The sequence below is a fragment of the Streptomyces sp. DSM 106670 genome, from assembly GCF_055792845.1.
The window spans coordinates 1,777,779-1,802,633 of the sequence record NZ_CM147704.1; the positions used below are offsets into that span (position 1 = coordinate 1,777,779).

Annotated in this window: 23 protein-coding genes and 1 riboswitch; of the genes, 13 read left to right on the plus strand and 10 right to left on the minus strand. The window is 72.9% G+C overall.

The window, feature by feature from the left end; genetic code table 11:
* Nucleotide 1: 1 nt before the first annotated feature.
* On the minus strand, nucleotides 2-967 hold the full coding sequence (gene rsmH, locus ACSMXR_RS07765) for a 16S rRNA (cytosine(1402)-N(4))-methyltransferase RsmH (protein WP_030086660.1): 966 nt from the start codon (nucleotides 965-967) through the stop codon (nucleotides 2-4).
* Nucleotides 968-1,396: 429 nt separating this feature from the next.
* Here rsmH and ACSMXR_RS07770 point away from each other — a divergent pair, with 429 nt between their 5' ends.
* The 4 genes from ACSMXR_RS07770 to ACSMXR_RS07785 all read left to right on the plus strand — a co-directional run bounded on the left by ACSMXR_RS07770 (nucleotide 1,397) and on the right by ACSMXR_RS07785 (nucleotide 7,042).
* Nucleotides 1,397-1,960, plus strand: a complete 564-nt coding sequence (locus tag ACSMXR_RS07770; RefSeq protein WP_137232681.1) for a beta-class carbonic anhydrase — start codon at nucleotides 1,397-1,399, stop codon at nucleotides 1,958-1,960.
* Between the two features lie 251 nt (nucleotides 1,961-2,211).
* Complete coding sequence (locus ACSMXR_RS07775; RefSeq protein ID WP_193462314.1) at nucleotides 2,212-3,261, plus strand: AAA family ATPase; 1,050 nt, start codon at nucleotides 2,212-2,214, stop codon at nucleotides 3,259-3,261.
* Nucleotides 3,261-4,628 carry a DUF58 domain-containing protein gene (locus ACSMXR_RS07780; protein ID WP_381794413.1) on the plus strand — a complete coding sequence of 456 codons (1,368 nt, stop codon included), beginning with the start codon at nucleotides 3,261-3,263 and terminating at the stop codon, nucleotides 4,626-4,628. The genes ACSMXR_RS07775 and ACSMXR_RS07780 overlap by 1 nt, the downstream gene beginning before the upstream one ends.
* Nucleotides 4,625-7,042, plus strand: coding sequence for a transglutaminase TgpA family protein (locus ACSMXR_RS07785; protein WP_473171483.1), 2,418 nt, complete (start codon nucleotides 4,625-4,627; stop codon nucleotides 7,040-7,042). The genes ACSMXR_RS07780 and ACSMXR_RS07785 overlap by 4 nt, the downstream gene beginning before the upstream one ends.
* A 126-nt stretch (nucleotides 7,043-7,168) precedes the next feature.
* Here ACSMXR_RS07785 and ACSMXR_RS07790 read toward each other — a convergent pair whose 3' ends face one another.
* The 3 genes from ACSMXR_RS07790 to ACSMXR_RS07800 form a co-directional block, all read right to left on the minus strand.
* Entirely contained in the window at nucleotides 7,169-7,573 is a 405-nt protein-coding gene (locus ACSMXR_RS07790) for a DUF3040 domain-containing protein (protein ID WP_030586502.1), read from the minus strand.
* A gap of 247 nt (nucleotides 7,574-7,820) precedes the next feature.
* Entirely contained in the window at nucleotides 7,821-8,579 is a 759-nt protein-coding gene (locus ACSMXR_RS07795; protein WP_137232685.1) for a methyltransferase, read from the minus strand.
* Nucleotides 8,580-8,718: 139 nt separating this feature from the next.
* Nucleotides 8,719-9,246 (minus strand): SAV_6107 family HEPN domain-containing protein, encoded by a 528-nt coding sequence (locus ACSMXR_RS07800; protein ID WP_137232686.1) that lies wholly within the window; start codon nucleotides 9,244-9,246, stop codon nucleotides 8,719-8,721.
* A 168-nt stretch (nucleotides 9,247-9,414) separates the two neighbouring features.
* Between ACSMXR_RS07800 and ACSMXR_RS07805 the strand changes: the two genes are divergently transcribed.
* The 5 genes from ACSMXR_RS07805 to ACSMXR_RS07825 all read left to right on the plus strand — a co-directional run bounded on the left by ACSMXR_RS07805 (nucleotide 9,415) and on the right by ACSMXR_RS07825 (nucleotide 15,453).
* Entirely contained in the window at nucleotides 9,415-10,200 is a 786-nt protein-coding gene (locus ACSMXR_RS07805) for an ATP-binding cassette domain-containing protein (protein WP_473171484.1), read from the plus strand.
* The gene (locus ACSMXR_RS07810; RefSeq protein ID WP_137232688.1) at nucleotides 10,172-12,259 is read left to right on the plus strand and encodes a YhgE/Pip family protein; all 2,088 of its coding nucleotides are present in this window, start codon (nucleotides 10,172-10,174) and stop codon (nucleotides 12,257-12,259) included. The genes ACSMXR_RS07805 and ACSMXR_RS07810 overlap by 29 nt, the downstream gene beginning before the upstream one ends.
* A 53-nt stretch (nucleotides 12,260-12,312) precedes the next feature.
* Nucleotides 12,313-12,924 carry a TetR/AcrR family transcriptional regulator gene (locus tag ACSMXR_RS07815; protein ID WP_098024243.1) on the plus strand — a complete coding sequence of 204 codons (612 nt, stop codon included), beginning with the start codon at nucleotides 12,313-12,315 and terminating at the stop codon, nucleotides 12,922-12,924.
* 365 nt (nucleotides 12,925-13,289) lie between these two features.
* Nucleotides 13,290-13,907: a DUF4126 domain-containing protein gene (locus tag ACSMXR_RS07820; protein WP_376188866.1), complete on the plus strand. Its 618-nt coding sequence runs from the start codon at nucleotides 13,290-13,292 to the stop codon at nucleotides 13,905-13,907.
* A 31-nt stretch (nucleotides 13,908-13,938) separates the two neighbouring features.
* Nucleotides 13,939-15,453, plus strand: coding sequence for a phytoene desaturase family protein (locus tag ACSMXR_RS07825; protein ID WP_473171485.1), 1,515 nt, complete (start codon nucleotides 13,939-13,941; stop codon nucleotides 15,451-15,453).
* Between the two features lie 21 nt (nucleotides 15,454-15,474).
* Here the strand turns inward: ACSMXR_RS07825 and ACSMXR_RS07830 are convergent, their stop codons facing one another.
* The 6 genes from ACSMXR_RS07830 to ACSMXR_RS07855 all read right to left on the minus strand — a co-directional run bounded on the left by ACSMXR_RS07830 (nucleotide 15,475) and on the right by ACSMXR_RS07855 (nucleotide 20,323).
* Entirely contained in the window at nucleotides 15,475-16,389 is a 915-nt protein-coding gene (locus ACSMXR_RS07830; RefSeq protein ID WP_218527839.1) for a Bax inhibitor 1 family protein, read from the minus strand.
* 49 nt (nucleotides 16,390-16,438) lie between these two features.
* On the minus strand, nucleotides 16,439-17,356 hold the full coding sequence (gene metF, locus ACSMXR_RS07835) for a methylenetetrahydrofolate reductase [NAD(P)H] (RefSeq protein ID WP_065488833.1): 918 nt from the start codon (nucleotides 17,354-17,356) through the stop codon (nucleotides 16,439-16,441).
* 151 nt (nucleotides 17,357-17,507) lie between these two features.
* On the minus strand, nucleotides 17,508-18,158 hold the full coding sequence (gene thiE, locus ACSMXR_RS07840; RefSeq protein WP_473171486.1) for a thiamine phosphate synthase: 651 nt from the start codon (nucleotides 18,156-18,158) through the stop codon (nucleotides 17,508-17,510).
* Nucleotides 18,159-18,233: 75 nt separating this feature from the next.
* Nucleotides 18,234-18,599 (minus strand): Rv2175c family DNA-binding protein, encoded by a 366-nt coding sequence (locus ACSMXR_RS07845; protein WP_137232693.1) that lies wholly within the window; start codon nucleotides 18,597-18,599, stop codon nucleotides 18,234-18,236.
* Nucleotides 18,600-18,679: 80 nt separating this feature from the next.
* On the minus strand, nucleotides 18,680-19,915 hold the full coding sequence (locus ACSMXR_RS07850) for an NAD(P)/FAD-dependent oxidoreductase (protein WP_473171487.1): 1,236 nt from the start codon (nucleotides 19,913-19,915) through the stop codon (nucleotides 18,680-18,682).
* A gap of 66 nt (nucleotides 19,916-19,981) precedes the next feature.
* Nucleotides 19,982-20,323 carry an avidin-fold protein gene (locus ACSMXR_RS07855; protein ID WP_473171488.1) on the minus strand — a complete coding sequence of 114 codons (342 nt, stop codon included), beginning with the start codon at nucleotides 20,321-20,323 and terminating at the stop codon, nucleotides 19,982-19,984.
* Nucleotides 20,324-20,375: 52 nt separating this feature from the next.
* A riboswitch (TPP riboswitch) is annotated at nucleotides 20,376-20,488 on the plus strand.
* Between ACSMXR_RS07855 and thiO the strand changes: the two genes are divergently transcribed.
* The 4 genes from thiO (at nucleotide 20,486) to pknB (ending at nucleotide 24,851) form a co-directional block, all read left to right on the plus strand.
* Nucleotides 20,486-21,697 (plus strand): glycine oxidase ThiO, encoded by a 1,212-nt coding sequence (gene thiO, locus ACSMXR_RS07860; protein ID WP_473171489.1) that lies wholly within the window; start codon nucleotides 20,486-20,488, stop codon nucleotides 21,695-21,697. Its footprint overlaps the riboswitch before it by 3 nt.
* Entirely contained in the window at nucleotides 21,694-21,972 is a 279-nt protein-coding gene (thiS, locus tag ACSMXR_RS07865; RefSeq protein WP_473171490.1) for a sulfur carrier protein ThiS, read from the plus strand. Before thiO ends, thiS begins: the two co-directional genes overlap by 4 nt.
* 2 nt (nucleotides 21,973-21,974) lie before the next feature.
* A complete protein-coding gene (locus ACSMXR_RS07870; protein WP_381848742.1) occupies nucleotides 21,975-22,769 on the plus strand; it encodes a thiazole synthase in 795 nt (264 codons plus the stop codon).
* Between the two features lie 150 nt (nucleotides 22,770-22,919).
* Nucleotides 22,920-24,851, plus strand: coding sequence for a Stk1 family PASTA domain-containing Ser/Thr kinase (gene pknB / locus ACSMXR_RS07875; RefSeq protein WP_473171491.1), 1,932 nt, complete (start codon nucleotides 22,920-22,922; stop codon nucleotides 24,849-24,851).
* Nucleotides 24,852-24,855: the final 4 nt, after the last annotated feature.

Below are 24,855 nucleotides of genomic sequence, written 5' to 3' on the forward strand. Positions count from 1 at the left end.
GTCACCGCTCCTCCTCGCGGATGCGCTGGGCGCCGCGCAGCCGGGCGGGGGCGGCGCGCCGGTTCTCGGCGACCTCCTCCTCGGTGGGCAGCTCCGCGCCCCGGGTGAGCTGCTTGAGCCGGGGCTGGTAGCGCTCGGGGACGACGGGCAGTCCGGGGGGCGCGGTGTTGGCCGCGCCTGCCGCGAAGACCTGCTTGACCAGCCGGTCCTCCAGCGAGTGGTAGGAGAGCACCGCGATCCGGCCGCCGACGGCGAGGCTGTCGACGGCGGCCGGAATGGCCCGCTCCAGGACGCTCAGCTCGCCGTTGACCTCGATACGCAGGGCCTGGAAGGTCCGCTTGGCGGGGTTGCCGCCGGTGCGCTTGGCGGCCTGCGGCAGCGCGTCGCGGATCAGCTCGACGAGCCGGGCGCTGTTGCTGAACGGCTCCTTCTCGCGCTCGCGCACGACGGCCGAGACGATTCGCTTGGCCTGCTTCTCCTCGCCGTACGCGCGCAGGATCCGGACCAGCTCGCCGGGCGGGTAGGTGTTGAGGACCTCGGCGGCGCTCACGCCGGTGGACTGGTCCATGCGCATGTCGAGCGGGGCGTCCTGGGCGTACGCGAATCCGCGGTCGGCCTCGTCCAGTTGCATGGAGGAGACGCCGAGGTCGAACAGCACGCCCTGGACCTTCGGGACGCCGAGCCGTTCGAGGACCTCGGGGAGCTCGTCGTAGACCGCGTGGACGAGGGTGGCCCGGTCGCCGTAGGGGGCGAGCCGTTCGCCGGAGAGGCGCAGCGCCTCCTTGTCGCGGTCCAGGGCGATCAGCCGGGCGGTGGGGAAGGAGGCGAGCAATGCCTCGCTGTGACCGCCGAGGCCGAGGGTGCAGTCGACGACCACGGGCTCCGGGTGGGCCGGGTCCTGGAGAGCCGGGGCCAACAGGTCCAGACACCTCTGGAGCATCACCGGGACGTGTCGGGTCTGGCTCAATGCGCCCTCTCAGGCTCTGTCCCGCGCGGCCGGCACGTACGTCCTGGTCCCCGCCCGCTCTGAAGGGGAGGTCCGCCGGCGCCGGGGAAGTGGCGTCGGCCGACCGAGAGCGGGAGAGGGCCGGGTCGCACGTACGCCGCACATCACGGGGGAAATACGGAATATTGCAGGAGGTGCGGGGGGTGCCGTGGGGCAGTGGGTACGGAGGTGGATGGTGACTTCGCGTTACTTTAGTCCACCCTGCCATTCGATCGATGCGCGATCAACGAACCGCGCAGCGCGTCGCTCCACCCGTACGGATGCGCCGAACTCACTCGAACAGGCGCGTCCCCCCGAGTTCTGTGGGTTAGCTCACAACAAGCCGTGTTGACGTTCTTTGTCCGCTCTCACAGCACGCCTGTGCCAGGTGGGAACGCTAACGTCGTATCCATGTCGACTTCCGCTACCCCCGCCGCCGAGTCCGTGACGCCCTCCGCTTCGGCGGTCCGCGAAGGGGGCCAGGTCACCGACCGGCTCGTCGCGCTGAACGCCGGATACGCGCAGGACTTCCGCGATCCGGGCATGGACGCGCGCCCGGTCCTCCAGGTCGCCGTGGTCGCCTGCATGGACGCCCGTCTCGACCTGCACGCCGCGCTCGGCCTGGAGCTCGGTGACTGCCACACCATCCGTAACGCGGGCGGTGTGGTCACCGAGGACGTGATCCGTTCGCTGACCATCAGCCAGCGGGCGCTCGGCACCCGCAGCGTGGTCCTCATCCACCACACCAACTGCGGTCTGGAGTCCCTCACCGAGGACTTCCGGCAGGACCTGGAGCGCGAGGTGGGCCAGCGTCCGGCCTGGGCCGTGGAGGCCTACACGGACGCCGACCAGGACGTGCGCCAGTCGATGCAGCGGGTGCGCACCTCGCCGTTCCTGCTGCACACCGACGACGTGCGCGGGTTCGTGTTCGACGTGACCACCGGTCTGCTGCGCGAGATCGACTCCGTTTCCTGAACGCATCCCCCTCGTTTTCCGGCCCTCCGCCGCACCTCACGCACCCAACACCGTGGCTCACGGTGGCGAAATCGTGACAGAAGCTGACTTTTCGCACCCACTTATCCACAGGCGAGTGACACGAAGCGGTAACGGCAACAAGAATGCGGGTGTGACATCCCCCGGGCCTTCCGGAGGAGTGTCCGATTTTTCGGGGTGGGCCGCGCGGGTACGCGCGACGGCCCCTGCGCAAAAGGGCCGAGGAGGGCCGGGTGACGACCTATGACGATCGAGCGAGCCTCACGGATCTGACCACCACAGCAGAGCGGGTGCGCAGGTCGGTGGAGGGTGTGATCGAGGGCAAGCCCGAGGTCGTACGGCTCTCGCTGACCGTGCTGCTCGCCGAGGGGCATCTCCTCATCGAGGACGTCCCCGGGGTCGGCAAGACCATGCTGGCCAAGGCGCTGGCGCGGTCCATCGACTGTTCGGTGCGACGGATCCAGTTCACGCCGGACCTGCTGCCCTCGGACATCACCGGTGTGTCGATCTTCGACCAGCAGCGGCGGGAGTTCGAGTTCAAGCCGGGTGCGATCTTCGCCCAGATCGTGATCGGCGACGAGATCAACCGCGCCTCGCCGAAGACCCAGTCGGCACTGCTGGAGTCGATGGAGGAGCGCCAGGTCACCATCGACGGGCACAGCTACGAGCTGCCCGACCCGTTCATGGTGGTGGCCACCCAGAACCCGGTCGAGATGGAGGGCACCTACCCGCTGCCCGAGGCCCAGCGCGACCGGTTCATGGCCCGGGTCTCCATCGGCTACCCCAGCCCGGAGGCCGAGCTCCAGATGCTCGATGTGCACGGGGGGCTCTCCCCGCTGGACGACCTCCAGCCGGTGGCGCACGCCCACGACATCGTGAAGCTGATCGACGCCGTCCGTACGGTGCATGTCGCCGACGCCGTGCGGCGCTACGCCGTGGAGCTGGTCGGAGCCACCCGGAGCCACCCCGATCTCCGGCTCGGCGCCTCCCCGCGCGCGACGCTGCATCTGCTGCGCGCCGCGAAGGCGTCCGCCGCGCTCAGCGGGCGCGACTACGCCCTGCCGGACGACGTCCAGGCGCTGGCCACGCCGGTGCTCGCGCACCGGCTGCTGCCCACCGCCCAGGCGCAGCTGAACCGCCGCACGGCGGAGCAGGTGGTCCTGGAGATCATCCAGCGCACCCCGGTGCCGACCTCGGCCGGCGGCACCGCGCCGCCCTCGCCCGCCGGGCAGGAGCCGGGCCGCCCGCTGTACAACCAGCAGCACGGCGCACGGCGGCTGTGATGGCGGGCGGCGAGCCCGGCGCCGTGGAGGACGGCGACAGCAAGGGCGGTCTCCGGGCGGCCCTGGGCGGACTGACCACCCGGGGACGCTCCTTCCTGGCCGCCGGTCTGGCCGCCGCCGTCTGCGCGTACGTCCTGGGCCAGGGCGACCTGCTGCGGGTCGGGCTGCTGCTGGCCGTGCTGCCGCTGGTCTGCGTGACCGTGCTCTACCGCACCCGCTACCGGGTGACGGGCACCCGGCGGCTCTCGCCGTCCCGGGTGCCCGCCGGCTCGGAGGCCCGGGTGCACCTGCGCATGGACAACGTCTCCCGGCTGCCCACCGGTCTGCTGATGCTCCAGGACCGGGTTCCGTACGTGCTCGGTCCGCGCCCCCGCTTCGTCCTGGACCGGGTGGAGGCGGGCGGCCGCCGCGAGGTGTCCTACCGGGTCCGCTCCGACCTGCGCGGCCGCTATCCGCTGGGCCCGTTGCAGTTGCGGCTCAGCGACCCGTTCGGCATGTGCGAGCTGACCCGCTCCTTCAGCGCCTACGACACCCTCGTCGTCATTCCGCGTACGGTGCCGCTGCCCGCGCTGCGGCTGGCGGGCGAGGCCTCCGGGTACGGCGACGGGCGGCAGCGGTCGCTGGCGCTCGCCGGTGAGGACGACATCATTCCGCGCGGCTACCGGCACGGCGACGACCTGCGCCGGGTCCACTGGCGCTCCACCGCGCGCCACGGCGAGCTGATGGTGCGCCGCGAGGAACAGCCGCAGCGGGCCAGGTGCACGGTCCTGCTGGACACCCGGCAGATCGCCTACCAGGGCGCCGGGCCCGACTCGGCGTTCGAATGGGCGGTCTCGGGGGCGGCCTCCGCGCTGGTGCACATGCTGGAGCGCGGCTTCGCCGTCCGGCTCCTCACCGACGACGGCAACGCGGTGCCCGGCGAGGGGTCCGGCGGCTTCGCGGGCTCGACCCAGGAGTCCGCGGACTCGGCGGGGCTGATGCTCGACACGCTCGCGGTGGTCGGCCACTCCGACGGCGGGGGTCTCTCCCGCGCCCATGACGTGCTGCGCGGCGGCAACGAAGGGCTGCTCATCGCCTTCTTCGGCGATCTGGACGAGGAGCAGTCCGCGGTCGCGGCCCGGATGCGGCAGCGCGCCGGCGCGGGCGTCGCCTTCGTCCTGGACAGCGCCGCCTGGGCCGGCGAGGAGGCCGCACCGGATCGGACCGAGGAGCGGCTGCGACGGCTGCGCGAGTCGGGCTGGACGGTGGTGCCCGTCGAGCCGGGGGCCGAGCTGCCCGCGCTGTGGCAGCTGGCGGGCCGGATGCGCACGGATACGCCGTCCGCCCCGAGCGGCGGCACGACAGGTTTCGCGGGGGGATGGTCATGAGCGGGCGGGCCAGGCTGGCGCTGTGCGCCTATGCGGCGACACTGCTGGCGGCGGGGTCGCTGATCCCGCTGGTGGAGGGGGTCGGCTGGCTGGTGCAGGCGGCGGTGCTGCTCGGCGTCCAGAGCGGGGTCGGCGCCCTCGCGCGCCGGGTGCCGCTGGCCCGGACGCTGACCATCGCCCTCCAGACGCTGGTCACGCTGGTGCTGCTGACGCTGGTGTTCGCCCGGGACCACGCCCTGTTCGGGGTACTGCCGGGACCGGGGGCCGTGATGCGGCTCGGTGAGCTGCTGGTGGCGGGCGGGGAGGACGTCGGCACGTACTCCACCCCGGCCCCGCTGACCGACGGCATCAAGCTGATGGTGATCGGCGGGGTGGTGCTGATCGGCCTCGTGGTGGACGCCCTGGCGGTGACCTTCCGCAGCGCGGCCCCGGCCGGACTGCCGCTGCTCGCCCTGTATTCGGTCGCGGCCGGTCTCTCCGACGGCGGCGCGAGCTGGCTGTGGTTCCTGCTGGCCGCCTCCGGCTATCTGCTGCTCCTGCTGGCGGAGGGCCGGGACCGGCTCTCCCAGTGGGGGCGTGTCTTCGGCGGCGCCGCGCGGAATACGGGCGGTCTGTCCGACGGGCTGGCCGGGGTGGGCGGCGGCTCCTCCCCCGTCCGCACCGGCCGGCGGATCGGTGTGCTGGCGCTCGGCATCGCGCTGGTCGCCCCGTTGGCGCTGCCCGCGCTGGACAGCGGTCTGCTGGGCGGCAGCGGTCCGGGGAACGGCAGGGGCAGCGGCGGCGGCACCATCTCCGCGGTGAATCCGCTGGTCTCTCTCCAGAACAACCTCAACCAGCCGGACAACCGGGAGGTGATGACGTACCGCAGCAACATCGAGGACCCGCAGAGCCTCTATCTCCGGATCCTGGCCCTGGACGAGTTCAACGGCAGCGAGTGGCGTTCCTCCACCCGGCGGCTGACGGACGTTCCCGAACGTCTGCCGCAACCCACCGGGCTGAGCGGGGACGTCGCGGTCACCGAGGTCCGGACGAACATTTCCGCCTCGCGCTCCTACCAGCAGACCTATCTGCCGCTCCCCTACCCGGCGAGCGAGGTCCGCGTCGGCGGCCGCTGGCGGTACGAGCCCGAGGGCCGCACCTTGGTCGGCGACGACGGGCAGACGACGCGCGGCGCGCAGTACGAGGTCGGCAGCCTGGTCGTCGAGCCCACGGCGGACCAGCTCGCCGCCGCGGGCACACCGCCGGAGGAGCTGGTCCGTGAGTACACCCAGGTGCCCGGCTCGCTGCCGGGTGTGGTCGCCGACACCGCCGAGGAGGTCACCGAGGGCGCGGCCAACGCCTACGAGCAGGCGGTGAAGCTCCAGGACTGGTTCGCGTCCGACGGCGGCTTCACCTACGACACGACGGTCACCTCGGGGACCGGCTCGTCCGCCATCGCCCGGTTCCTCCGCGACAGGGAGGGCTTCTGCGTCCACTTCTCGTTCTCGATGGCGGCGATGGCCCGGACGCTGGGCATTCCGGCCCGGGTCGCGGTGGGCTTCACCCCGGGCACCATGAAGGCCAACGGAGCGACGTCGGTCGGGCTGCGTGACGCGCACGCCTGGCCCGAGCTGTATTTCGAGGGGGTCGGCTGGACCCGGTTCGAGCCCACCCCGAGCCGGGGCAGCGCTCCCTCGTACACCCGGCCCGAGGTCCCCACGGACAGCGCGAGCGACGTGGCCGAGCCCTCCGCGGACACCTCGGACGCACCGTCCGCCGCACCCTCCGCCGATGACAGCTGCCCGCCGCAGCTGCGCCAGGAAGGCGGGTGCGGGCCCTCGCAGGAGGCGGGAGCGGCGCTGCCGACCGACCGGGGCACCCCGGCCGGGACGGTGCTGCTGGTGGTCCTCGCGGCGGTCCTGGCGCTGGTGCTGCCGCTGTCACCGCTGCTGTGGCGGACCCGGACGCGCAACCGGCGGCTGGGCTCCGGGGGCCGGACGCCCGCGGACGCCGCGGCCCGGACCCTGGCCGCCTGGCGGGAGATCACCGATACGGCCTGGGACCACGGCATCGGTCCCGACGAGTCGCTGACACCGCGCAAGGCGGCGGCCAGGGTCGTGCGGCTGGGCCGGCTCGACACGGGCGCGGCCGAGGCCGTGCACCGGATCGCGGGCTCGGTGGAGCAGGTGCTGTACGCCCCCGAGCCGCGCCCCGCGGCCGGACTGGCCGAGGACGCGCTGGCGGTACGGGCGGGTCTGCGGGCGTCGGCGGGCCGGGGCGCCCGGCTGCGGGCGACGCTCCTGCCCCGCTCGTCCGTCCGGGTGGTGTGGGCCGTCGCGGAGCGCCGGACCGCGCTCGCCGAGCGCTGGGCGAACCGTCCGGGAGCCGGTCGCTGGACGGCCCGGCTGCGGCGCCTCTCGCGCCAGCACGGCTGAGGCGGGCACACCCGCACATGGGTGAGGGGCGGTCGCGAAAAGCGACCGCCCCTCACCCATCGGTGTACTGCGTCGTGCTGTGGCACGGCCCGGTGCGGGAACGGCACCGAGACGTTCGGCCGACTGTTACTGGCCCTGTTCGTCGCGGCGGCGCTGCCACCGCTGTTCGATGCGGTTCATCATCGACCGGCGTTGTCTCGGTCGGCGGCGTGCGCCGCTGTCCCCGCTGTCCGCGGCGGCCGGCTGTTGTTCACCGGGCTTGGGCGCTTTGCGCCATCCGGTGACCGCGAGCACGGCACAGCCGAGCATGACGAGGAACCCCACCACGCTGATCCAGATCTGCTGGGCGACCATTCCGGCCATGAGGAGCGCGATACCCACCAGGAAGCCAGCGACCGCCTGGTAGACCCTTTTCCGGGTGTACGTACGCAGTCCGCTTCCCTCGAGCGCTGTCGCGAACTTGGGATCTTCGGCGTACAGCGCTCGCTCCATCTGCTCGAGCATGCGCTGCTCGTGCTCCGAGAGCGGCACGGGATCCTCCTCGTCGTCGGCCGCGGGGGCGACCGGTATGCGGCCCTTCCAGGATAGGCAGGGATTCGCCCCCGTGAAACCCGCCCTCTAGCGTTCAGCCAGTCCGGACCGCTATGTCGGCTCGGCTGCTGAGGCGTAGATTCCCCGACGACCGATCCGCCATGCCGGATGGTGTCACCCGATCATACGGGGCGCACGCCCCTTACGGGGGTCCTGAGTCCCACTCCGTCCACAGCTGCGTTGCTGATCAGCGGCGCTTCTCGCCCAGAACGTGCAGCTGGGTGGCGACGGAATGGAACGCGGGCTGCTCGGCGACGGCCGCTTCCAGCTTGAGGAGCGCCTCCATGGCGCCGGGCTCGGTGTCCACCAGGACGCCCGGCACCAGGTCGGCGAAGACCCGGACGCCGTGCACCGCGGCGATCTCCAGGCCGGCATCGGAGACCAGGTCGGAGAGCTGCTCGGCGGTGAACCTGCGGGGCACCGGGTCGCCCTCGCCCCAGCGGCCGGCCGGGTCGGTGAGCGCCTGCCGGGCCTCGGTGAAGTGACCGGCGAGCGCGCGGGCCAGGACGGCTCCGCCCAGGCCGGCGGCGAGCAGGCTGAGCGCGCCGGAGGGGCGCAGCGCCTCGACCGCGTTGCGTACGCCCTCGGCGGGCTCGTCGACGTACTCCAGGACGCCGTGACAGAGCACCGCGTCGAAGCCGTCGCGCTCCACGACGTCGAACAGCCCGAGGATGTCGCCCTGGACGCCCCGGACCCGGTCGGCGACCCCGGCCTCGGCGGCGCGGCGCTCCAGCGCGAAGAGCGCGTTGGGGCTGGGGTCGACGACGGTGACCCGGTGGCCGAGCCGGGCCACGGGCACCGCGAAGTTACCGGTGCCGCCGCCGGTGTCCAGGACATCCAGGGCGTCCCTGCCGGTCGCCTTGACCTGACGGTCCAGAGCCTCCTTGAGGACCTCCCAGACCACGGCGGTACGGAGAGAGGCGCGGGGGCGCGGCTGGTCCGACACGGCAGATGACTCCTCGGCACGGTGCCGCCGGGGACGGCGGAGCGTGAACAGTGCGGGTGGTGATGTGAGCGGTCACCACCCTATTGCCTCGCACCGTTTCCGGATCACCCGCCGCCAGGGCGCTCCGGACGTGTCCGGGTCACCCGCCGCCGGGACGCTCCTGGCGGGGTTGCGGCAGGACCGGCTGGAGCACCAGCAGCCGTTCCACCAGGCGCAGGAACATGGCCGCGTCGCGGAGCAGATCGTCGGCGTCGCGCTCGCCGGCGGCTCCGGGCACTCCGGCCTCGGCGCGGGCCCGGCGGTCGGCGCCCGAGGCGAAGAGGGCGCTCCATTCGGTCAGTTCGGGCGCTGTTTCCGGGAGGACTTCCCAGGCGCTGCGGATGCGGTCGCGGCGGCGCTTGTTCGTCTCGGGGCGGCCGCGGGCGGCCAGCACGGCCGCCGCGGTGCGCAGGGCGGCGAGGTGGGCGGTGGCGTACCGCTCGTTGGGATCGTGGAGCACGGCGGCCTCGTCGAGGCCGGAGCGGGCCTTGGCGAGCAGTTCGAGAGCGGCGGGCGGCGCCGTGCTGCGGCGCAGCACGGGGTGGACATCGCCGGCCGGACCGGTCAGTGAGGGGGCAGGGCTGACTGCGCGGCGCCGCGGGGCGGCGGCTGCGGACGAGCTGGCCATGACGAACCTCCTGTCGTCGTGTGACGGCTCCGTGGCCGTCTGTGTCCATGGTGGCGGGCACCACTGACAATCGATCCGGGTACGGCCCTGACCTGCCGTTTTGCTTCGAGCGCGAGTTCGGACTACCTTTTTGCACTGACTGGTCAGTTCAATTAGGGGAGGGTCTCTGTGGAGAGCCCGCACGGCGCGGCTGTCAGCGCCGAGGACTTCGGACTGGAGGGACCGCGCGGCCGGGTCTTCCGGAACGTGACGTTCAGTGCCGAGCCAGGGGCGCTGGTGGCCATCGAGGGACCGTCGGGATCGGGCCGCACCTGCCTGCTGCTCGCCCTGACCGGCCGGATGCGCACCACCGAGGGCCATGCGGAGACCGGCGGCCTCCGGCTGCCCCGGCAGGCCGCCGCGGTCCGCAGGATCGCCGCCCTGGGCCCGGTGCCGGGCGTCAGCGAGCTGGACCCCGCCTTCACCGTCGCCGAGCACCTCGGCGAGCGCGCCCTCCTCCAGGGCCGCTACGGCACCTCCCTGCGCACCCTGCTGCGCCCGCGCGCCGAGCGCCGGGCCGCGGCCGAGGCCCGGGTCGACGAGGCCCTGGAGGCCGCGGGCCTCGACCCCGCCACGCTGCCCAAGTCGGGGCGCACCTCCGTACGGGATCTGGAGCGGCTGGAGGCGCTGCGGCTGTCCGTCGCGCTGGCGCTGATCGGCAAGCCGCGGCTGCTGGCCGTCGACGACACCGACCTCAAGCTGTCGGACGCCGAGCGCGACCAGGCCTGGGCGCTGCTGCGCTCCGTGGCCGACGCCGGGACGACCGTGCTCGCCGTGTGCAGCGAGGCCCCGGAGAACACCCAGGTCGTGCGCACCGCACCGGTCACCGGGGAAAGCGCCGCCGAAGAACCCGCCCCCGCACCCACCACCGACGAGGAGACGGCCGATGCGATCGCCGAAGCTGGCCGCGCTTGAGCTGAAGCGGTTCGGCAGGGGGAAGCTGCCGGCCGCCGCGCTGGTGGCCCTGCTGCTCCTGCCGCTGCTCTACGGCGCCCTGTACCTGTGCTCGTTCTGGGACCCGTACGGAAAGCTCGACAAGCTGCCCGTCGCGCTGGTCAACGAGGACAAGGGGGCCACCAGCGACGGCAAGCGCGTCACGGCCGGGGACGAGATCAGCGAGAAGCTGCTCGACTCCAAGGTCTTCGCCTGGCACGAGGTGAGCTCCGCCGAGGCCGAGAAGGGCGTCGAGGAGGGCACGTACTACCTCTCGCTGACGATGCCGTCCGACTTCAGCAGGAAGATCGCGTCCAGCGGCGGTGACTCCCCCGAGACCGGCGCGCTCCAGGTGCGGACGAACGACGCCAACAACTACATCGTCGGCCAGATCTCCAAGACGGTCTTCGGCGAGGTGCGCAACGCCGCCTCCACCAATGCCTCCCGGTCCTTCCTTGACCGCATCTTCATCAACTTCTCCGATCTGCACGACAAGACCGCCGAGGCGGCCAAGGGAGCCGACGACCTCAAGGGCGGCATCTCGAAGGCGAAGAAGGGTTCCAAGGACCTCGCGGACGGCCTCAAGGACTCCAAGGAGGGCAGCAAGAAGCTCTCCGACGGGATCGTCAAGCTGAACAAGGGCTCGCGCGACCTCGCCACGGGCTCCGCCCAGGTCGCCGGAGGCACCCAGGTCCTGGCCGACAAGGTCAACGGCATCGCCACCGACGTACGGCCCTTCTTCCAGGACAACGGGAAGTCCATCCGCGACACGGCACGTCTGGTCGCCGACACCTCCGCGGCCGTACGGCACAACCTCGACCTGCTCGTGAAGAGCGCGCCGACCGCCGCCGCCGGCGCCAAGAAGGCGGCCGACGAGCTGACCGAGATCCACCGCACCCAGTGCGAGGAGGCCGAGGAGCCCGACGCCACGGTCTGCCCGCCGCTGGAGCGCGCCCAGGTCACGGCCGTCGACGTCGCGAAGATCGCCGCCGATGTGAACACCCTGGTCACCAACCAGAACGGCGACCTGAAGAAGCTGAGCACCCAGCTGACCGCCTTCCAGAAGCAGGCCGAGGACCTCGCGAAGCGCGCACCGACGCTGGACGACGACCTGGCGTCGGCCGTATCCAAGGTCAACGAGCTCAACACCGGCGCCCACAAGGTCGCCAAGGGCGCGCAGGCGCTGCACACCGGACTCGGCGGCGCGCAGACCGGCTCCAGCGACCTGGACACCGGCGTCGGCAAGCTGAAGACCGGCGCGGAGAACCTGGACGGCGGGCTGTTCCGGCTCGGCGACGGTTCGGCCGAGCTGGCCCAGGGCCTCAACGACGGCGTGGACAAGATCCCGGACTACGACAAGAAGGACCGCGACGCGCGGACCGACGTCATGGCCGACCCCGTCCAGCTGGCCTCCAAGTCGCTGCACGCCGCACCCAACTACGGCACCGGCTTCGCCCCGTACTTCATCCCGCTGTCCCTGTGGGTCGGCGCGATGGTGGCGTACATGCTGATCCAGCCGATGAACCGGCGCGCCCTCGCCGCCGGGGCCTCCTCCTGGCGGATCGCGTTCGCCGGCTGGCTCCCGGTCGCCGCCATCGGCACGGCCCAGGTCGGCGCCCTGATGGCCGTCCTGCACTGGGGCCTCGGCCTCCAGATGGCCCACGCCGCCGGAACGATCGGCTTCCTGGCCCTGGTGACCTGCTGCTTCGCCGCGATCGTGCAGTGGCTGAACGCCTGCTTCGGCGCGGCCGGGCGGATCCTGGTGCTGGTGGTGCTGATGCTCCAGCTGACCTCGGCCGGGGGTACGTACCCCGTCCAGACCAGCCCCGGCTTCTTCGGCGCGATCCACCCGTACCTCCCGATGACGTACGTGGTCGAGGGGCTGCGCAGGCTGATCACCGGCGGGCCGCTCACCCCGGTCTGGCTGGGCTGCGCGGTGCTGGCGGCCTTCACGGTCGGCGCGCTCGCCCTGACCGCGTTCACCGCCCGCCGCAAGCAGGTGTGGAGCCTGAGCCGGCTGCACCCGGAGCTGAGCCTGTGAGCGCGCCGGGTGCCGGGCCGGTGAGTACGCCGGGGCCTGGAAGAATCGGGCTCATGGAAAGCAGTGGCACCACGCGCCGCCAGGCCACCCGGCAGAAGCTCTACGAGGCTGCGGTGACGCTCATCGCCGAGAAGGGCTTCTCGGCGACCACCGTCGACGAGATCGCCGAGCGGGCCGGGGTCGCCAAGGGCACGGTCTATTACAACTTCAAGAGCAAGACCGAGCTGTTCGAGGAGCTGCTCCGGCACGGCGTGGGGCTGCTCACGGCCTCGTTGCGGGCCGCCGCCGAGGAGTCCGCGGAGCGCGGCGGCACCCGGGTCGAGGCGCTGGACGCGATGATCCGGGCCGGGCTCGCCTTCATCGACCGCTACCCGGCCTTCACCCAGCTGTACGTGGCGGAGCTCTGGCGCACCAACCGCGCCTGGCAGTCCACGCTGCTGGTGGTGCGTCAGGAGGCCGTCGCGGTCGTCGAGGACGTGCTGCGCGAGGCGGTGCGCAGCGGAGAGCTGAGCGAGGAGATCGACATCCCGCTGACGGCCGCCGCGCTGGTCGGGATGGTGCTGGTGGCGGCGCTGGACTGGCAGGCGTTCCAGCCGGAGCGCTCGATCGACGAGGTCCACTCGGCGCTGTCGCTGCTGCTGCACGGGCGGGTCAGCGGGCACTGAGGCCGCACATCCGGTGAGCCACCGGGAAAGCCGAAGACGCCGGCCGCCGAAGTTCGCATCCCCCGCGAACTTCGTCGGACCGGCGTCTTCCGTGCTTGCCGGAAACCCGTTCCCCGTGACCCCGTATGTCCCCCGTGGTCCCCGGGCCTCCGTCGTGCACCCCCGTTGCGTCGGGGGAACCGCGCCGTTCCGCCGCCCCGTGCCGGCGGTCCTGGCGCAGCGCCCCTTCCGTGGTCATCACTCTGCCGTCCGCGCAGGTCGGGGCCTATCCGCGCAGCTACTCATCTGTGTTCCTGAGTACGGATACTCAGGGGTCCGCGCCGAACCCCACCCGGGTCCGGCGCGGGGTCGTTACGATCGCCTGCGTGTCCGTAATCCCCCTGGTGTTCACAAGCGGCTGGGCGAGCGGGATCAACGCGTATGCGGTGGTCCTGCTGCTCGGCCTGTTCGGCGCCACCGGCGTGTCCGACGAGGTGCCCGCCGCCCTGCAGCGCACCGACGTCCTGATCGTGGCCGGTGTGCTGTTCCTCTGCGAGGCGGTGGCGGACAAGATCCCGTACGTGGACTCGGTCTGGGACACGGCGCACACCGTGATCCGGCCGGTGACCGGGGCGGTGATCGCCGCGCTGCTGGCCGGGGAGAGCGGTTCGCTGCCGGAGCTGGCGGCCGGTGCGATCGGCGGGTCCACGGCGCTGATGAGCCATCTGGTCAAGGCGGGCACGCGGATGGCCGTCAACACCTCTCCGGAGCCCTTCAGCAACGTCGGGATGAGCATCGCGGAGGACCTCGGGGTCGCCGGGGTCGTCACGTTCGCCATATTCCATCCGGTGGCGGCCGCCGTCATCGCGGCCGTGCTGCTGGTGCTGGGCATCGTCATAGTGATCTTCCTCGCCTCGCGGATCCGCCGCTTCCTGCGCCGCCGGGCCCAGCGCCGCGAGGAGAAACGGCTGGCCGGAACGGGTGGGCCCTGGCCTCCCGGCTGAGGTGTCGGTGCCGGTCGATAAAGTCACCGGCATGGCACGAATTGCGGTGATCGGCGCCGGGACGGGCGCGATGGCGGCGGCCGCCCGGCTCGCCGTGGCGGGCAACAGGGTGACGGTGTACGAGCGGTCCGCGAGCTACGGCGGCTCGGTGGGCCGCCATGAGCACGAGGGCTTCGTCTTCGACACCGGGCCCGGCCTGCTGCACCTCCCCGCCGTCCAGCGCGATCTCTTCGTGAAGACCGGCAAGGAGTCGCTGGAGCAGTGCGTGACGCTGACCCAGGTCGATCCGGCGAGCCGTCATCTCTTCGCGGACGGCACGGCGGTGTCGCTGCCCAACGCCTCCCGGGCCGGGGTCGCCACCGCCCTGGACGGTGCGCTCGGCGCGGGCGCCGGGGCGCGCTGGAGCGCCTTCATGGACCGGGCCCGGGACAGCTGGGACCGGTCGCGGCGACCGCTTCTGGAGGAGCCCCTGTGGGCGGACCACCAGGTGCTGGGGCGTGATCCGTATCCGGCGGTGCGGCAGCGGCGTCTGCTGCGCGGGGCCCGGCAGGCGGGCACGGTCGCGGAGATCGGCGCGTGGGAGCTGGCGGACGACCGGCTCGCCGCCCTGCTCGACGGGTACGCGCTGTCCCACGGCCTCGACCCGCGCTCCGCCCCCGCGAGCGCCGCGCTGCTGCCGTACATGGAGCAGACCTTCGGCAGCTGGTACGTGCTGGGCGGGATGCGGGAGCTGGCGCGGGCGGTGTACGAGCGGTGCGTGGCCCGCCGGGTGGAGTTCGTCTTCGGGGCCGAGGTGGTCCGGGTCGTCGAGAAGGACGGCCGGGCGGCGGGCGTGGAGCTGGCGGGCGGTGAGGTGGCCGAGGCGGACCGGGTGGTGCTCGGGGTCCGGCCGCGCCCGGATCTGGTGCCGGGTCAGCAGCCGGGGGGCGCGGGCGATGTGCCGGTCCGGGCGGGCTCCGGCGCGGGCGCGGCGGGCCGGTTCATGGTGCTGCTGTCGCTGCGCGGGGCCCGGGAGGCTGACGCGGTGCACCGGACCGTGGTGCACAGCGCGCAGGGGGCGGCGGAGCAGGAGGCGGTGTTCGGGGGCCGGGTCGCCGGGCACCCCACGGTGACGGTGCTGCGCCCCGACGATCCGGCGACCCGGCCGGACGCGGAGCACGAGGCGGTGACGCTCACCGCGACGGTGGCCCCGCAGGGGCCGGTCGACTGGCGGGACGCGGCGGTGCGGAAGCGGTTCGCCGACGTCCTGGTGGAGCGGGCGGCGGCGGCCGTGCCCGGGCTGCGGGAGCGGGTCCTGCACACGGAGATCCGCACACCGGCGGAGACCGAGGCGGAGACGGGGGCCGAGGGCGGTGCGGTGCCGCCGCCCGCGCTGGCCGGGGCGGGCGGCGCGTATCTGCACCCGGGCAATCTCACCCGGCTGCCGGGGCTGTATCTCGCGGGCGGCTGGTCGCACCCCGGCGGCGGGCTCGCGCACGCCGGGATGTCGGGGACGCTGGTGGCCGGACTCGTCGTGGAGGGCGACGACTTCCGCGGCTCGCGCTGAGGGCGCCCGGCAGCCGGGGGCTCAGTAGCGGTACTGCTCGTTCTGGCCGGTGTCGTAGCCGTTGCCGTACGAGGCGGGCCCGGCGGGCTGCTCCGGCTCCATCGGGGGGTACTGCTCGGCGTCGCGCTGCTGCGGGACCCAGACGCCGCCGGGCGGGGTGTCCGTGCCGTACGTCTCCGCGCCGTAGCTCTGGGCGTAGGGGTCGGCGTAACTCTGCTGACCGCCCTGGCTGTCGTAGCCGTTGCCGTAGGCGTCGTAACCGCCGTAGGAGGGGGCTCCGTTGGTGGTGCCGATGTACGGGTCGGAGTAGGCGGCGTAGCTCTGCTGGCCGGTGCCGTAGTCGTACGTTCCGGCGTAGGGGTCCTGGGCGGGCTGCTGTTCGTAGCCGGTGTACGGGTCGTACGCGGCGTACTGCGGCTGTGCCGAGGGGTCGGCCCCGTGGCCCTGGTCCTGGTGGGCGTTGCCGTTCGTGTCGTAGCCGGTGTCCCCGTACACGCCGTACTGGCCGGTGTCGTCGGGCATCGGCTGCGTCTCGTAGACGGACGGCGCGGGCGGGGCGGACGGCACGGGCGGGACCTGGTCGTACCCGGGGTCGGCGACCTCCAGGTCCGAGACCTCCAGCGTGGGTTCCTTCACGGCGGCGCCCTCGCCGCCGCCCTTGCGACGCCGGCTCTCCCCCGGGCTGCCGCCTATGGCCCAGCCGGTGGAGAAGCCGCGCCGGAAGGACAGCGTCACAAAGGTCTGGCCGGTGGCGAAGGCGATCGTGCCGACGACGATGACCGGAACGGAGGCCAGCAGCACCCCGACCACCACGCCGAGGAAGCCGGCGAAGGCGAGGAGCCGCCAGCGCAGTCGTGCCTTGTACTGCAGCAGCACCTCGCCGAGCAGCCACAGGGCCACCAGACCGAATGCGATGTAGAGGACCGTCCAGCCCACGCCCGCCCCCTCCTTCGGCCGTAGCCGCATCGGCGGCGGGTACGACCGGTCACGACTGCTTGTGCAGTCCGAGTTTCTCGTAGATTTCGAGCGTAGCCGTCGAGTTGTTGAGCGTGATGAAGTGCAGTCCGGGCACACCCTCGGACAGCAGCTTCGCGCAGAACTCCGTCGCGAACTCGATGCCAATGGAGCGTACAGCGGCCGGATCGTCCTTGGCTGCGAGGATGCGCTCTTTCAACGACGCGGGCACGGTCGCGTTGCTGAGCTGGGAGAACTTTTCCAATTGCTTCACGCTGGTAAGGGGCATGACCTCGGGGATCACCGGCGTTTCGCAACCCGCAGCGACCACGCGGTCACGCATCCGCAGATAGTCCTCCGGGCGGAAGAACATCTGCGTGATCGCATAATCCGCGCCCGCCCGGCACTTGTCCACGAAATGGCCGATGTCCGTCTCCCAGTCGGTCGACCGGGGGTGCATTTCGGGAAATGCCGCGACGCCGACGCAGAAGTCGCCCGATTCCTTGATGAGCCGGACGAGGTCGGCGGCGTACTTCACGCCCTGCGGGTGCTCCACCCACGGGCCCATCGGGTCGCCCGGCGGGTCGCCGCGGACCGCGAGGATGTTCCTGATGCCCGCGTCGGCGTACTGCCCGACCATGTTGCGCAGCTCGGCGATCGAGTGGTTGACCGCGGTGAGGTGGGCGACGGGGGTGAGCGTGGAGTCCGCCGCGATCTCCTGGGTGGCTTTGACCGTCCCGGCGCGGGTGGAGCCGCCGGCTCCGTACGTCACGGAGACGAAGCTCGGGCGGACCGCCTCGACGCGGCGCAGCGCGTTCCAGAGGTTCCGCTCACCTTTTTCCGTCTTGGGCGCCCAGAACTCGAAGGAGTACGACGTTTTGCCGGTCGCCAGCAGATCACGCACCGTGCGGGCGTGATCCGTCCTGGTGGAAGGTGTGCCAAGGGCCATAAGGGGAGGTTAACCAGGGGGTGGACACTCACCCAACCAGAGCAGCAAACTTTGCGCCGATTTGTCGGTCTCTTGTCCATCCCTCGGACAGGAGACCGAGATATCCCCCATTCGCGTGAGCCGGAACACGTGGGCCGGACGGCCCGGAAGGTCAGAGCGCGTGTGCCCGGATGCGTCGGGCCAGGTCGGCGGTGGCGGCGGCCGGATCGTCGGCCTCGGTGATCGCCCGGACGACGACCGCACGGCGGGCCCCGGCGTCCAGCACCTGGTCCAGATTGCCCGCGTCGATCCCGCCGATCGCGAACCAGGGGCGCGGCTGGCCGAGGGAGGCCGCGTGCCGCACCAGGCCGAGGCCGGGGGCGTGACGGCCGGGCTTGGTGGGGGTGGGCCAGCAGGGGCCGGTGCAGAAATAGTCCACGCCGTCCTGGGCGACGGCCGCGTCGACCTCGGCCTCGGCGTGCGTGGAGCGGCCGATCAGCCGGTCGGCGCCGATGATCGCGCGGGCGGCGGGGACCGGCAGGTCGCCCTGTCCGAGGTGCAGGACGTCGGCGCCGATGGCGTGGGCGACGTCCGCGCGGTCGTTCACCGCGAGGAGCTTGCCGTGCCGGCGGCAGGCGTCGGCGAACACGGCGAGGTGTTCCAGCTCCTCGGCGGCCTCCATGCCCTTGTCCCGGAGCTGGACGATGTCGACCCCGGCGGCGAGCACCGCGTCCAGAAAGGCCGGAAGGTCGCCCTGGCGCTTACGGGCGTCCGTGCACAGATAGAGCCGGGCGTCGGACAGCTGCTCGCGAGGCGTGGACATGGCGGAACTCCCCCGTGGTCGTGACGGGGCACGGGCCGCACCGGGCGGCCCGTGCTCCGCTTTGAGTCGTATCGGTCAGACGGCGAGCGCCTGGGCTCGGCGCTTCACCTCCGTACCGCGATTCTCGCTCAGCGCCTGTGCGGGGGTGCCGGGCAGGGTCGGGTCGGGAGTGAAGAGCCACTCCAGCATCTCTTCGTCGGAATAGCCGTCGTCCTTCAGGAGGGTCAGGGTGCCGGAGAGGCCCTTGACCACCTTGTCGCCGTCGATGAAGGCGGCGGGCACCTGGAGCGTCCGGTTCTCACCACGGCGTACGGCGATGAGCTGGCCCTCCTTGACCAACTGCCGTACGCGCGTCACCTGGACATCGAGCATTTCCGCGATGTCGGGAAGGTGGAGCCAGGCGGGGACGAGAGCATCGGTCTTTGCGTCAATCTCGGTCACAAGGACAAGCGTGCCATCCCGGACTGACAGCCGGTAGCCGGGCCGACCGTACGGGGGTGTCCGCGGCGGCCCCGGGGCGCTCAGAGGGCGGCGGACTTCAGCGGTACGGCCGGGTCGGCCACCTTCTCCGGGTCGAGGACGGCCCCCGACTCGATGAGCCTGCGGCCCTGGGCGAGGTCCCGCGGGCGGCCCACGGCGAGTACGGCGACGAGCGCGCCGTCGCGCAGCCAGCACACCGACCAGGCCGCGTCCGACCCGTCGCCGCGCCACAGCAGGGTGTCGGCGTCCGCGTGGTGGCCGGCGTACTGCACGAAGCGGCCGAACTGCTCGGACCAGAAGTACGGGACGGGGTCGTAGACGGGGAGCGGTGCGCCGCTCTCCGCCGCCAGGATCGCGGCGGCCGCGGTGCGCGGGCCCTGGAGGGCGTTGTCCCAGTGGTGGACCAGCAGGCGGGTTCCGTAGCGGGCGGAGGGGAAGGAGGCGCAGTCGCCGACCGCGTACACATCGGGCAGCGAGGTGCGCAGCGCGCTGTCGGCGGTGACCGAGCCGTCCGGGCCGAGCTCGACCCCGGAGCCGGCCAGCCAGCCGGTGGCGGGGCGGGCGCCGATGCCGACGACCACGGCCCCGGCGGGCAGGGTACGGCCGTCCGTGAGGGCGACGGCCCCCTCCTCGACGCGGTCGACCCGGGCTCCGGTGAGGAGTTCGGCGCCGCTGTCGGCGTACCAGTCGGCCATCGGGGCGGCCACCTCGGCGGGCAGGGTGCCCGCGAGCGGGCGGGCGGCGGCCTCGACGACGGTGACCGCGCAGCCGGCGGCCCGGGCGGCGGTGGCGAACTCCGCGCCGATCCAGCCCGCCCCGACGACGACCACGTCGTGCTGCCGGTCCAGGACGGGCCGCAGCCGGGCGGCGTCGTCGAGGGTGCGCAGCAGATGGACGCCGGGCACGCCCTCGGCGCCGGGCAGGGTGACGGGCTCCGCGCCGGTCGCGAGGATGAGGGAGTCGTAGCGGACGGGGCCCTCGGCGGTGTCCAGCACATGGTCGGCGGCGCGCAGGGCGGTGACGTCCAGGCCGAGGCGCAGGGTGATGTCCAGCGCCTCGAAGTCGACGTCGAAGGCGGAGTGCTCGGCCTTGCCCAGCAGGACGGCCTTGGAGAGCGGCGGGCGGTCGTAGGGCTGATGGGGCTCCGCGCCGATCAGGGTGACGGGCCCGGCGAAGCCCGCCTCGCGCAGGGCCACGGCGCTCTGCACGCCCGCCATGCCCGCTCCGACGACCACGACGTTCCGGTCCGGACTCTTCTCCGTCTGCTGCTCGCTCACCTGTCCACCTTAATCACCTGACGGAGCGTCAGGAAGGCGGTCGGCGGAATGCCGGAACGGCGGCCGTCAGGAGCGCACTTCCTCCACCACGCTCGTCCCGCTGCCCTCCTGCGACTCCCACGCCCACCGCTCCTCCAGCCGCACCCGGCCGTCCGCGAGGTCGACGACGGTGGAGACGCAGTGTCCGGACGAGGTCGTTCCGTCCTGCTTGAGCTGGACGTAGCGGAAGTCCAGCGCGTCCCCGTCCCGGGTGCCGACGAGATGGCCGCGGACCACGTCGCCGCCCGTGTACTCGGCCCAGATCCGGCCGCCTTGCTCGTGGTATGTGAAGCGGGTGCGGGTGCCGACCTGGCCCGGGGCCTGGTCGGCGACGGGCGCGAGGACGAGTCCGTCGAGCGAACGGGCCACGGTGGCTGCTCCCCTACTGGGCGAAAGGCGGGTGGGTTTAGGCTGGCCAAGGTAGAACACTCGCGGGAGCCCGGACGCACCGGGCTGAGAGGGAGGCTGGCCGGCCTCCGACCGTACGAACCTGCTCCGGGTCATGCCGGCGAAGGGAGGGGCTGGACACCCATGCGCGCCTCGGGGAACACCTCAGGAGCCTCACGGAGAACCGCCGGATCCGACGTCCTCGTCATCGGGGGCGGCATCATCGGCCTGGTCACCGCGTGGCGGGCCGCCCAGCGGGGGCTGCGCGTCACGGTGGCGGACCCCGCACCGGGCGGCGCCGCCGCACAGGTCGCGGCGGGCATGCTGGCCGCCGTCACCGAACTGCACTACGGCGAGGAGATGCTGCTCGGGCTCAACCTCGCCTCCGCCGCCCGCTATCCGGCGTTCGTGGCCGAGCTGGAGGAGGCGAGCGGCCGGGACACCGGCTTCCGCACCTGCGGCACGCTCGCCGTCGCGCTGGACGCCGACGACCGCGCGCATCTGCGCGAACTGCACGCCCTTCAGGAGCGTTCGGGGCTGGAGTCGACCTGGCTGAGCGGCCGTGAGTGCCGCCGCCTGGAGCCGATGCTGGCCCCGGGCGTCCGGGGCGGCCTGCGGGTGGACGGCGACCACCAGGTGGATCCGCGCCGCCTCGCCGCGGCGCTGCTGGCCGCGTGCGAGCGGGCCGGGGTCGCGTTCCGCCGGACGACCGCCGAGCGGCTCACGGTCGCCGGGGGCCGGGCGGCCGGGGCGCTGCTCGGCGACGGTACGGAGTTCGCGGCCGATCAGGTCGTGCTCGCCGCGGGCAGCCTCAGCGGCCGGCTCGCGGGGCTTCCGCCGGAGCTCGTGCCGCCGGTCCGCCCGGTCAAGGGCCAGGTCCTGAGGCTCACCGTGCCACCGGCGTACGCCCCCTTCCTCAGCCGCACCGTGCGTGCCGTGGTCCGCGGCGGCCACCTCTACCTCGTGCCGCGCGAGAACGGCGAGCTGGTCGTCGGCGCCACCAGCGAGGAGCTGGGCTGGGACACCACGGTGACCGCCGGCGGGGTGTACGAGCTGCTGCGCGACGCCCATGAGCTGGTGCCCGGCATCACCGAGCTGCCGCTCACCGAGACCCTGGCCGGTCTGCGTCCCGCCTCGCCCGACAACGCCCCGCTGCTCGGCCCGACCGCCCTGCCCGGTCTGCTGCTCGCCACCGGCCACCACCGCAACGGCGTCCTGCTGACCCCGGTCACCGGGGACGCGATGGCCGACGCCCTGACCACCGGCGAGCTGCCCGAGACGGCCCGCCCCTTCGCCCCCGGCCGTTTCGCGGCGACCGCCCCCGCCGCCCCCGTACTCCAGGAGCAGCCCGTATGACCCAGCAGCCCGCCGTCCCGGAAGCCGCCGCCGCGTCGGAAACCGCCGCCGCTTCCGTACCGTCCGGAGCCACCGTTTCCGTCTCGGTGAACGGGGAAGCCCGTGCCGTGGTGGCCGGGACCGCCCTGGACGCCCTCGTCGCCACGGTGACCCCGGCCCGCTCCGGGATCGCCGTCGCCGTCAACGAGAGCGTCGTCCCGCGCGGCCGGTGGGCCGCCACGGCGCTCGGCGAGGGCGACCGTGTCGAGATCCTCACCGCCGTGCAGGGAGGCTGACCATGTCGGACGACGTCTTCTCGCTGGGGCCCGCCGCCTTCGGCTCCCGGCTGATCATGGGCACCGGCGGCGCCCCGAGCCTGGAGGTGCTGGAGCGCTCGCTGATCGCCTCCGGCACCGAGCTGACCACCGTGGCGATGCGTCGGCTGGACCCGACGGTGCGGGGTTCGGTGCTCTCGGTGCTGGAGCGGCTCTCCATCCAGGTGCTGCCGAACACCGCGGGCTGCTACACCGCCGGTGAGGCGGTGCTGACCGCCCGGCTGGCCCGGGAGGCGCTCGGCACCGACTGGGTGAAGCTGGAGGTGATCGCGGACGAGCGGACCCTGCTGCCGGACACCGTCGAGCTGCTGGACGCGGCGGAGACCCTGGTCGACGACGGGTTCGTCGTGCTGCCGTACACCAACGACGATCCGGTGCTGGCCCGGAAGCTGGAGGACGTGGGCTGCGCGGCGATCATGCCGCTCGGCTCCCCCATCGGCTCCGGCCTCGGCATCCGCAACCCGCACAACTTCGAGCTGATCGTCGAGCGGGCCGGGGTGCCGGTGATCCTCGACGCGGGCGCCGGGACGGCCTCGGACGCGGCGCAGGCGATGGAGCTGGGGTGCGCGGCCGTGATGCTGGCCTCTGCGGTGACCCGGGCCCAGGAGCCGGAGCTGATGGCGGGTGCGATGCGTCATGCGGTGGAGGGCGGGCGGCTCGCGTACCGGGCGGGGCGGATTCCGCGTCGCCACTTCGCCGAGGCGTCGTCCCCGGTGGCCGGGCGGGCGGCGTTCGATCCGGAGCGGCCCGCGTTCTGAGCCGGTGATCGTCGGGTGCGCTGCCCCCGAACCCCCGCTCCTCAATCGCCGGAGGGGCTGAAAACCTCCTTGTCACAGGTCGGTAAGGGAACGGCCCCGGGAGTGCCCCGGCCCGTCCGGGGTGTCGGTGGCGGCTCGTAGACTCTCGGGGTGGACACGACCCTCCAGGACCCTCTCGTCGGGCAGCTGCTCGACGGCCGGTATCGCATAGAGGCGCGCATCGCCGTCGGCGGGATGGCCACGGTCTACCGGGCCGTGGACACCCGCCTGGACCGGGTGCTCGCCCTCAAGGTGATGCACCCGGCGCTCGCCACCGACGTCTCGTTCGTCGAGCGCTTCATCCGTGAGGCCAAGTCGGTGGCGCGCCTGGCGCACCCCAATGTCGTCGCGGTCTTCGACCAGGGCGCCCAGGGTGCGTACGTCTATCTCGCGATGGAGTACGTGGCGGGCTGCACCCTGCGCGATGTGCTGCGCGAGCGCGGGGCCCTGCAGCCCCGGGCGGCCCTCGACATCCTGGAGCCGGTCCTCGCCGCACTCGGCGCCGCGCACCGGGCCGGGTTCGTGCACCGCGACATGAAGCCGGAGAACGTCCTGATAGGGGACGACGGCCGGGTGAAGGTCGCCGACTTCGGCCTGGTCAGGGCGGTCGGCACGGCCACCGACACCACCGGCTCGCTGCTGGGCACGGTGTCGTATCTGGCCCCCGAGCAGATCGAGCACGGCACCGCCGACACCCGCAGCGATGTGTACGCCTGCGGGGTCGTGCTGTACGAGATGCTGACCGGCGCCAAGCCGCACACCGGCGAGAACGCCGCCCAGGTCATCTACCAGCACCTCAACTCCGACGTCCCGGCCCCGTCCGCCGTGGTGCCGGGGCTCCCGGTCGCGCTGGACAGCCTGGTGGCGAGCGCGACCGCCCGCAATCCCGAGGTGCGCCCGCACGACGCGGTGCTGCTGCTGGCCGAGACCCGTGAGGCGCGCGCCGCGCTGACCGACGCCGAGCTGGACGCCGTACCGCCGCAGGCGCTGTCGGAGACGCACGACGGCGCGGACGACCGTACGAGCGTGATCCCGCGAGCCCTCCCGGCGGACGGTGACGGGGCCGGAGTGCACCGCACCAGCCGGCTGGAGATGCCGCCCGCGGGCCCCTCGGCCCCTCGGCGCGGGACCGCCCGGCGCGGCCCGTTCGGCGGGCCGCACCGCAAGCTGATCACGATCCTCACCGCCGTACTGCTGACGCTCGGCATCGGCACGGGCGTCTGGTACATCAACTCCGGTCAGTTCACCCAGGTCCCCTCGCTGCTCGGCCAGACCCAGAAGACCGCCGAGCAGCGGCTCTCCGACGAGGGGCTCGGGCTCAAGGGCGTGGACCGGGTCTTCAGCGACACCGTCGAGCGCGGCTCGGTCGTGAGCAGTGACCCTGCCTCGGGCGCGCGGATCCGGGGCAACGGCTCGGTGAAGCTCGTCGTCTCGCGCGGCCCGGAGATCGTGCGGGTGCCCGATGTCGTGGGCAGCTCGCTCGCGGACGCCCGGCGCGCCCTGAAGAAGGTGGGCCTGGCCCCCGGGATGGTGACCAAGGAGTTCAGCGAGGACGTGGCCCGCGGCGAGGTGATCCGTACGGATCCGCGCGCGGGCACGGACCGCAACCCGGACACGGCCGTGGCGCTCGTCGTCAGCAAGGGCGCCCCGGTGGAGGTCCCGGACGTCAGCGGTCTCTCGGTCGAGGACGCCACCGCCGAGCTGGAGGCCGAAGGGCTGAAGGCCGAGGTGCTGCCCGGCCGGGTGCACTCCGCCGAGGCCGAGGGCGATGTCGCCGAGCAGTCCCCCGGCGAGGGCACCGAGGCCGCCGAGGGCGACACGGTCCAGCTGACCGTCTCCAAGGGCCCCCGGATGCTGGACGTCCCGGACGTCACCGGCCGGGACGTCGACGAGGCGCGGAGCACCCTGGAGGAGGCGGGCTTCGAGGTGAAGGTGGAGCGGCCGTTCCTCTCCTTCAGCGACACGATCGCGAGTCAGTCCGTGGACGGCGGCGAGCAGGCCCCCGAGGGCTCCACGATCACGATCAAGACCAAGGGGTTCTAGAAAC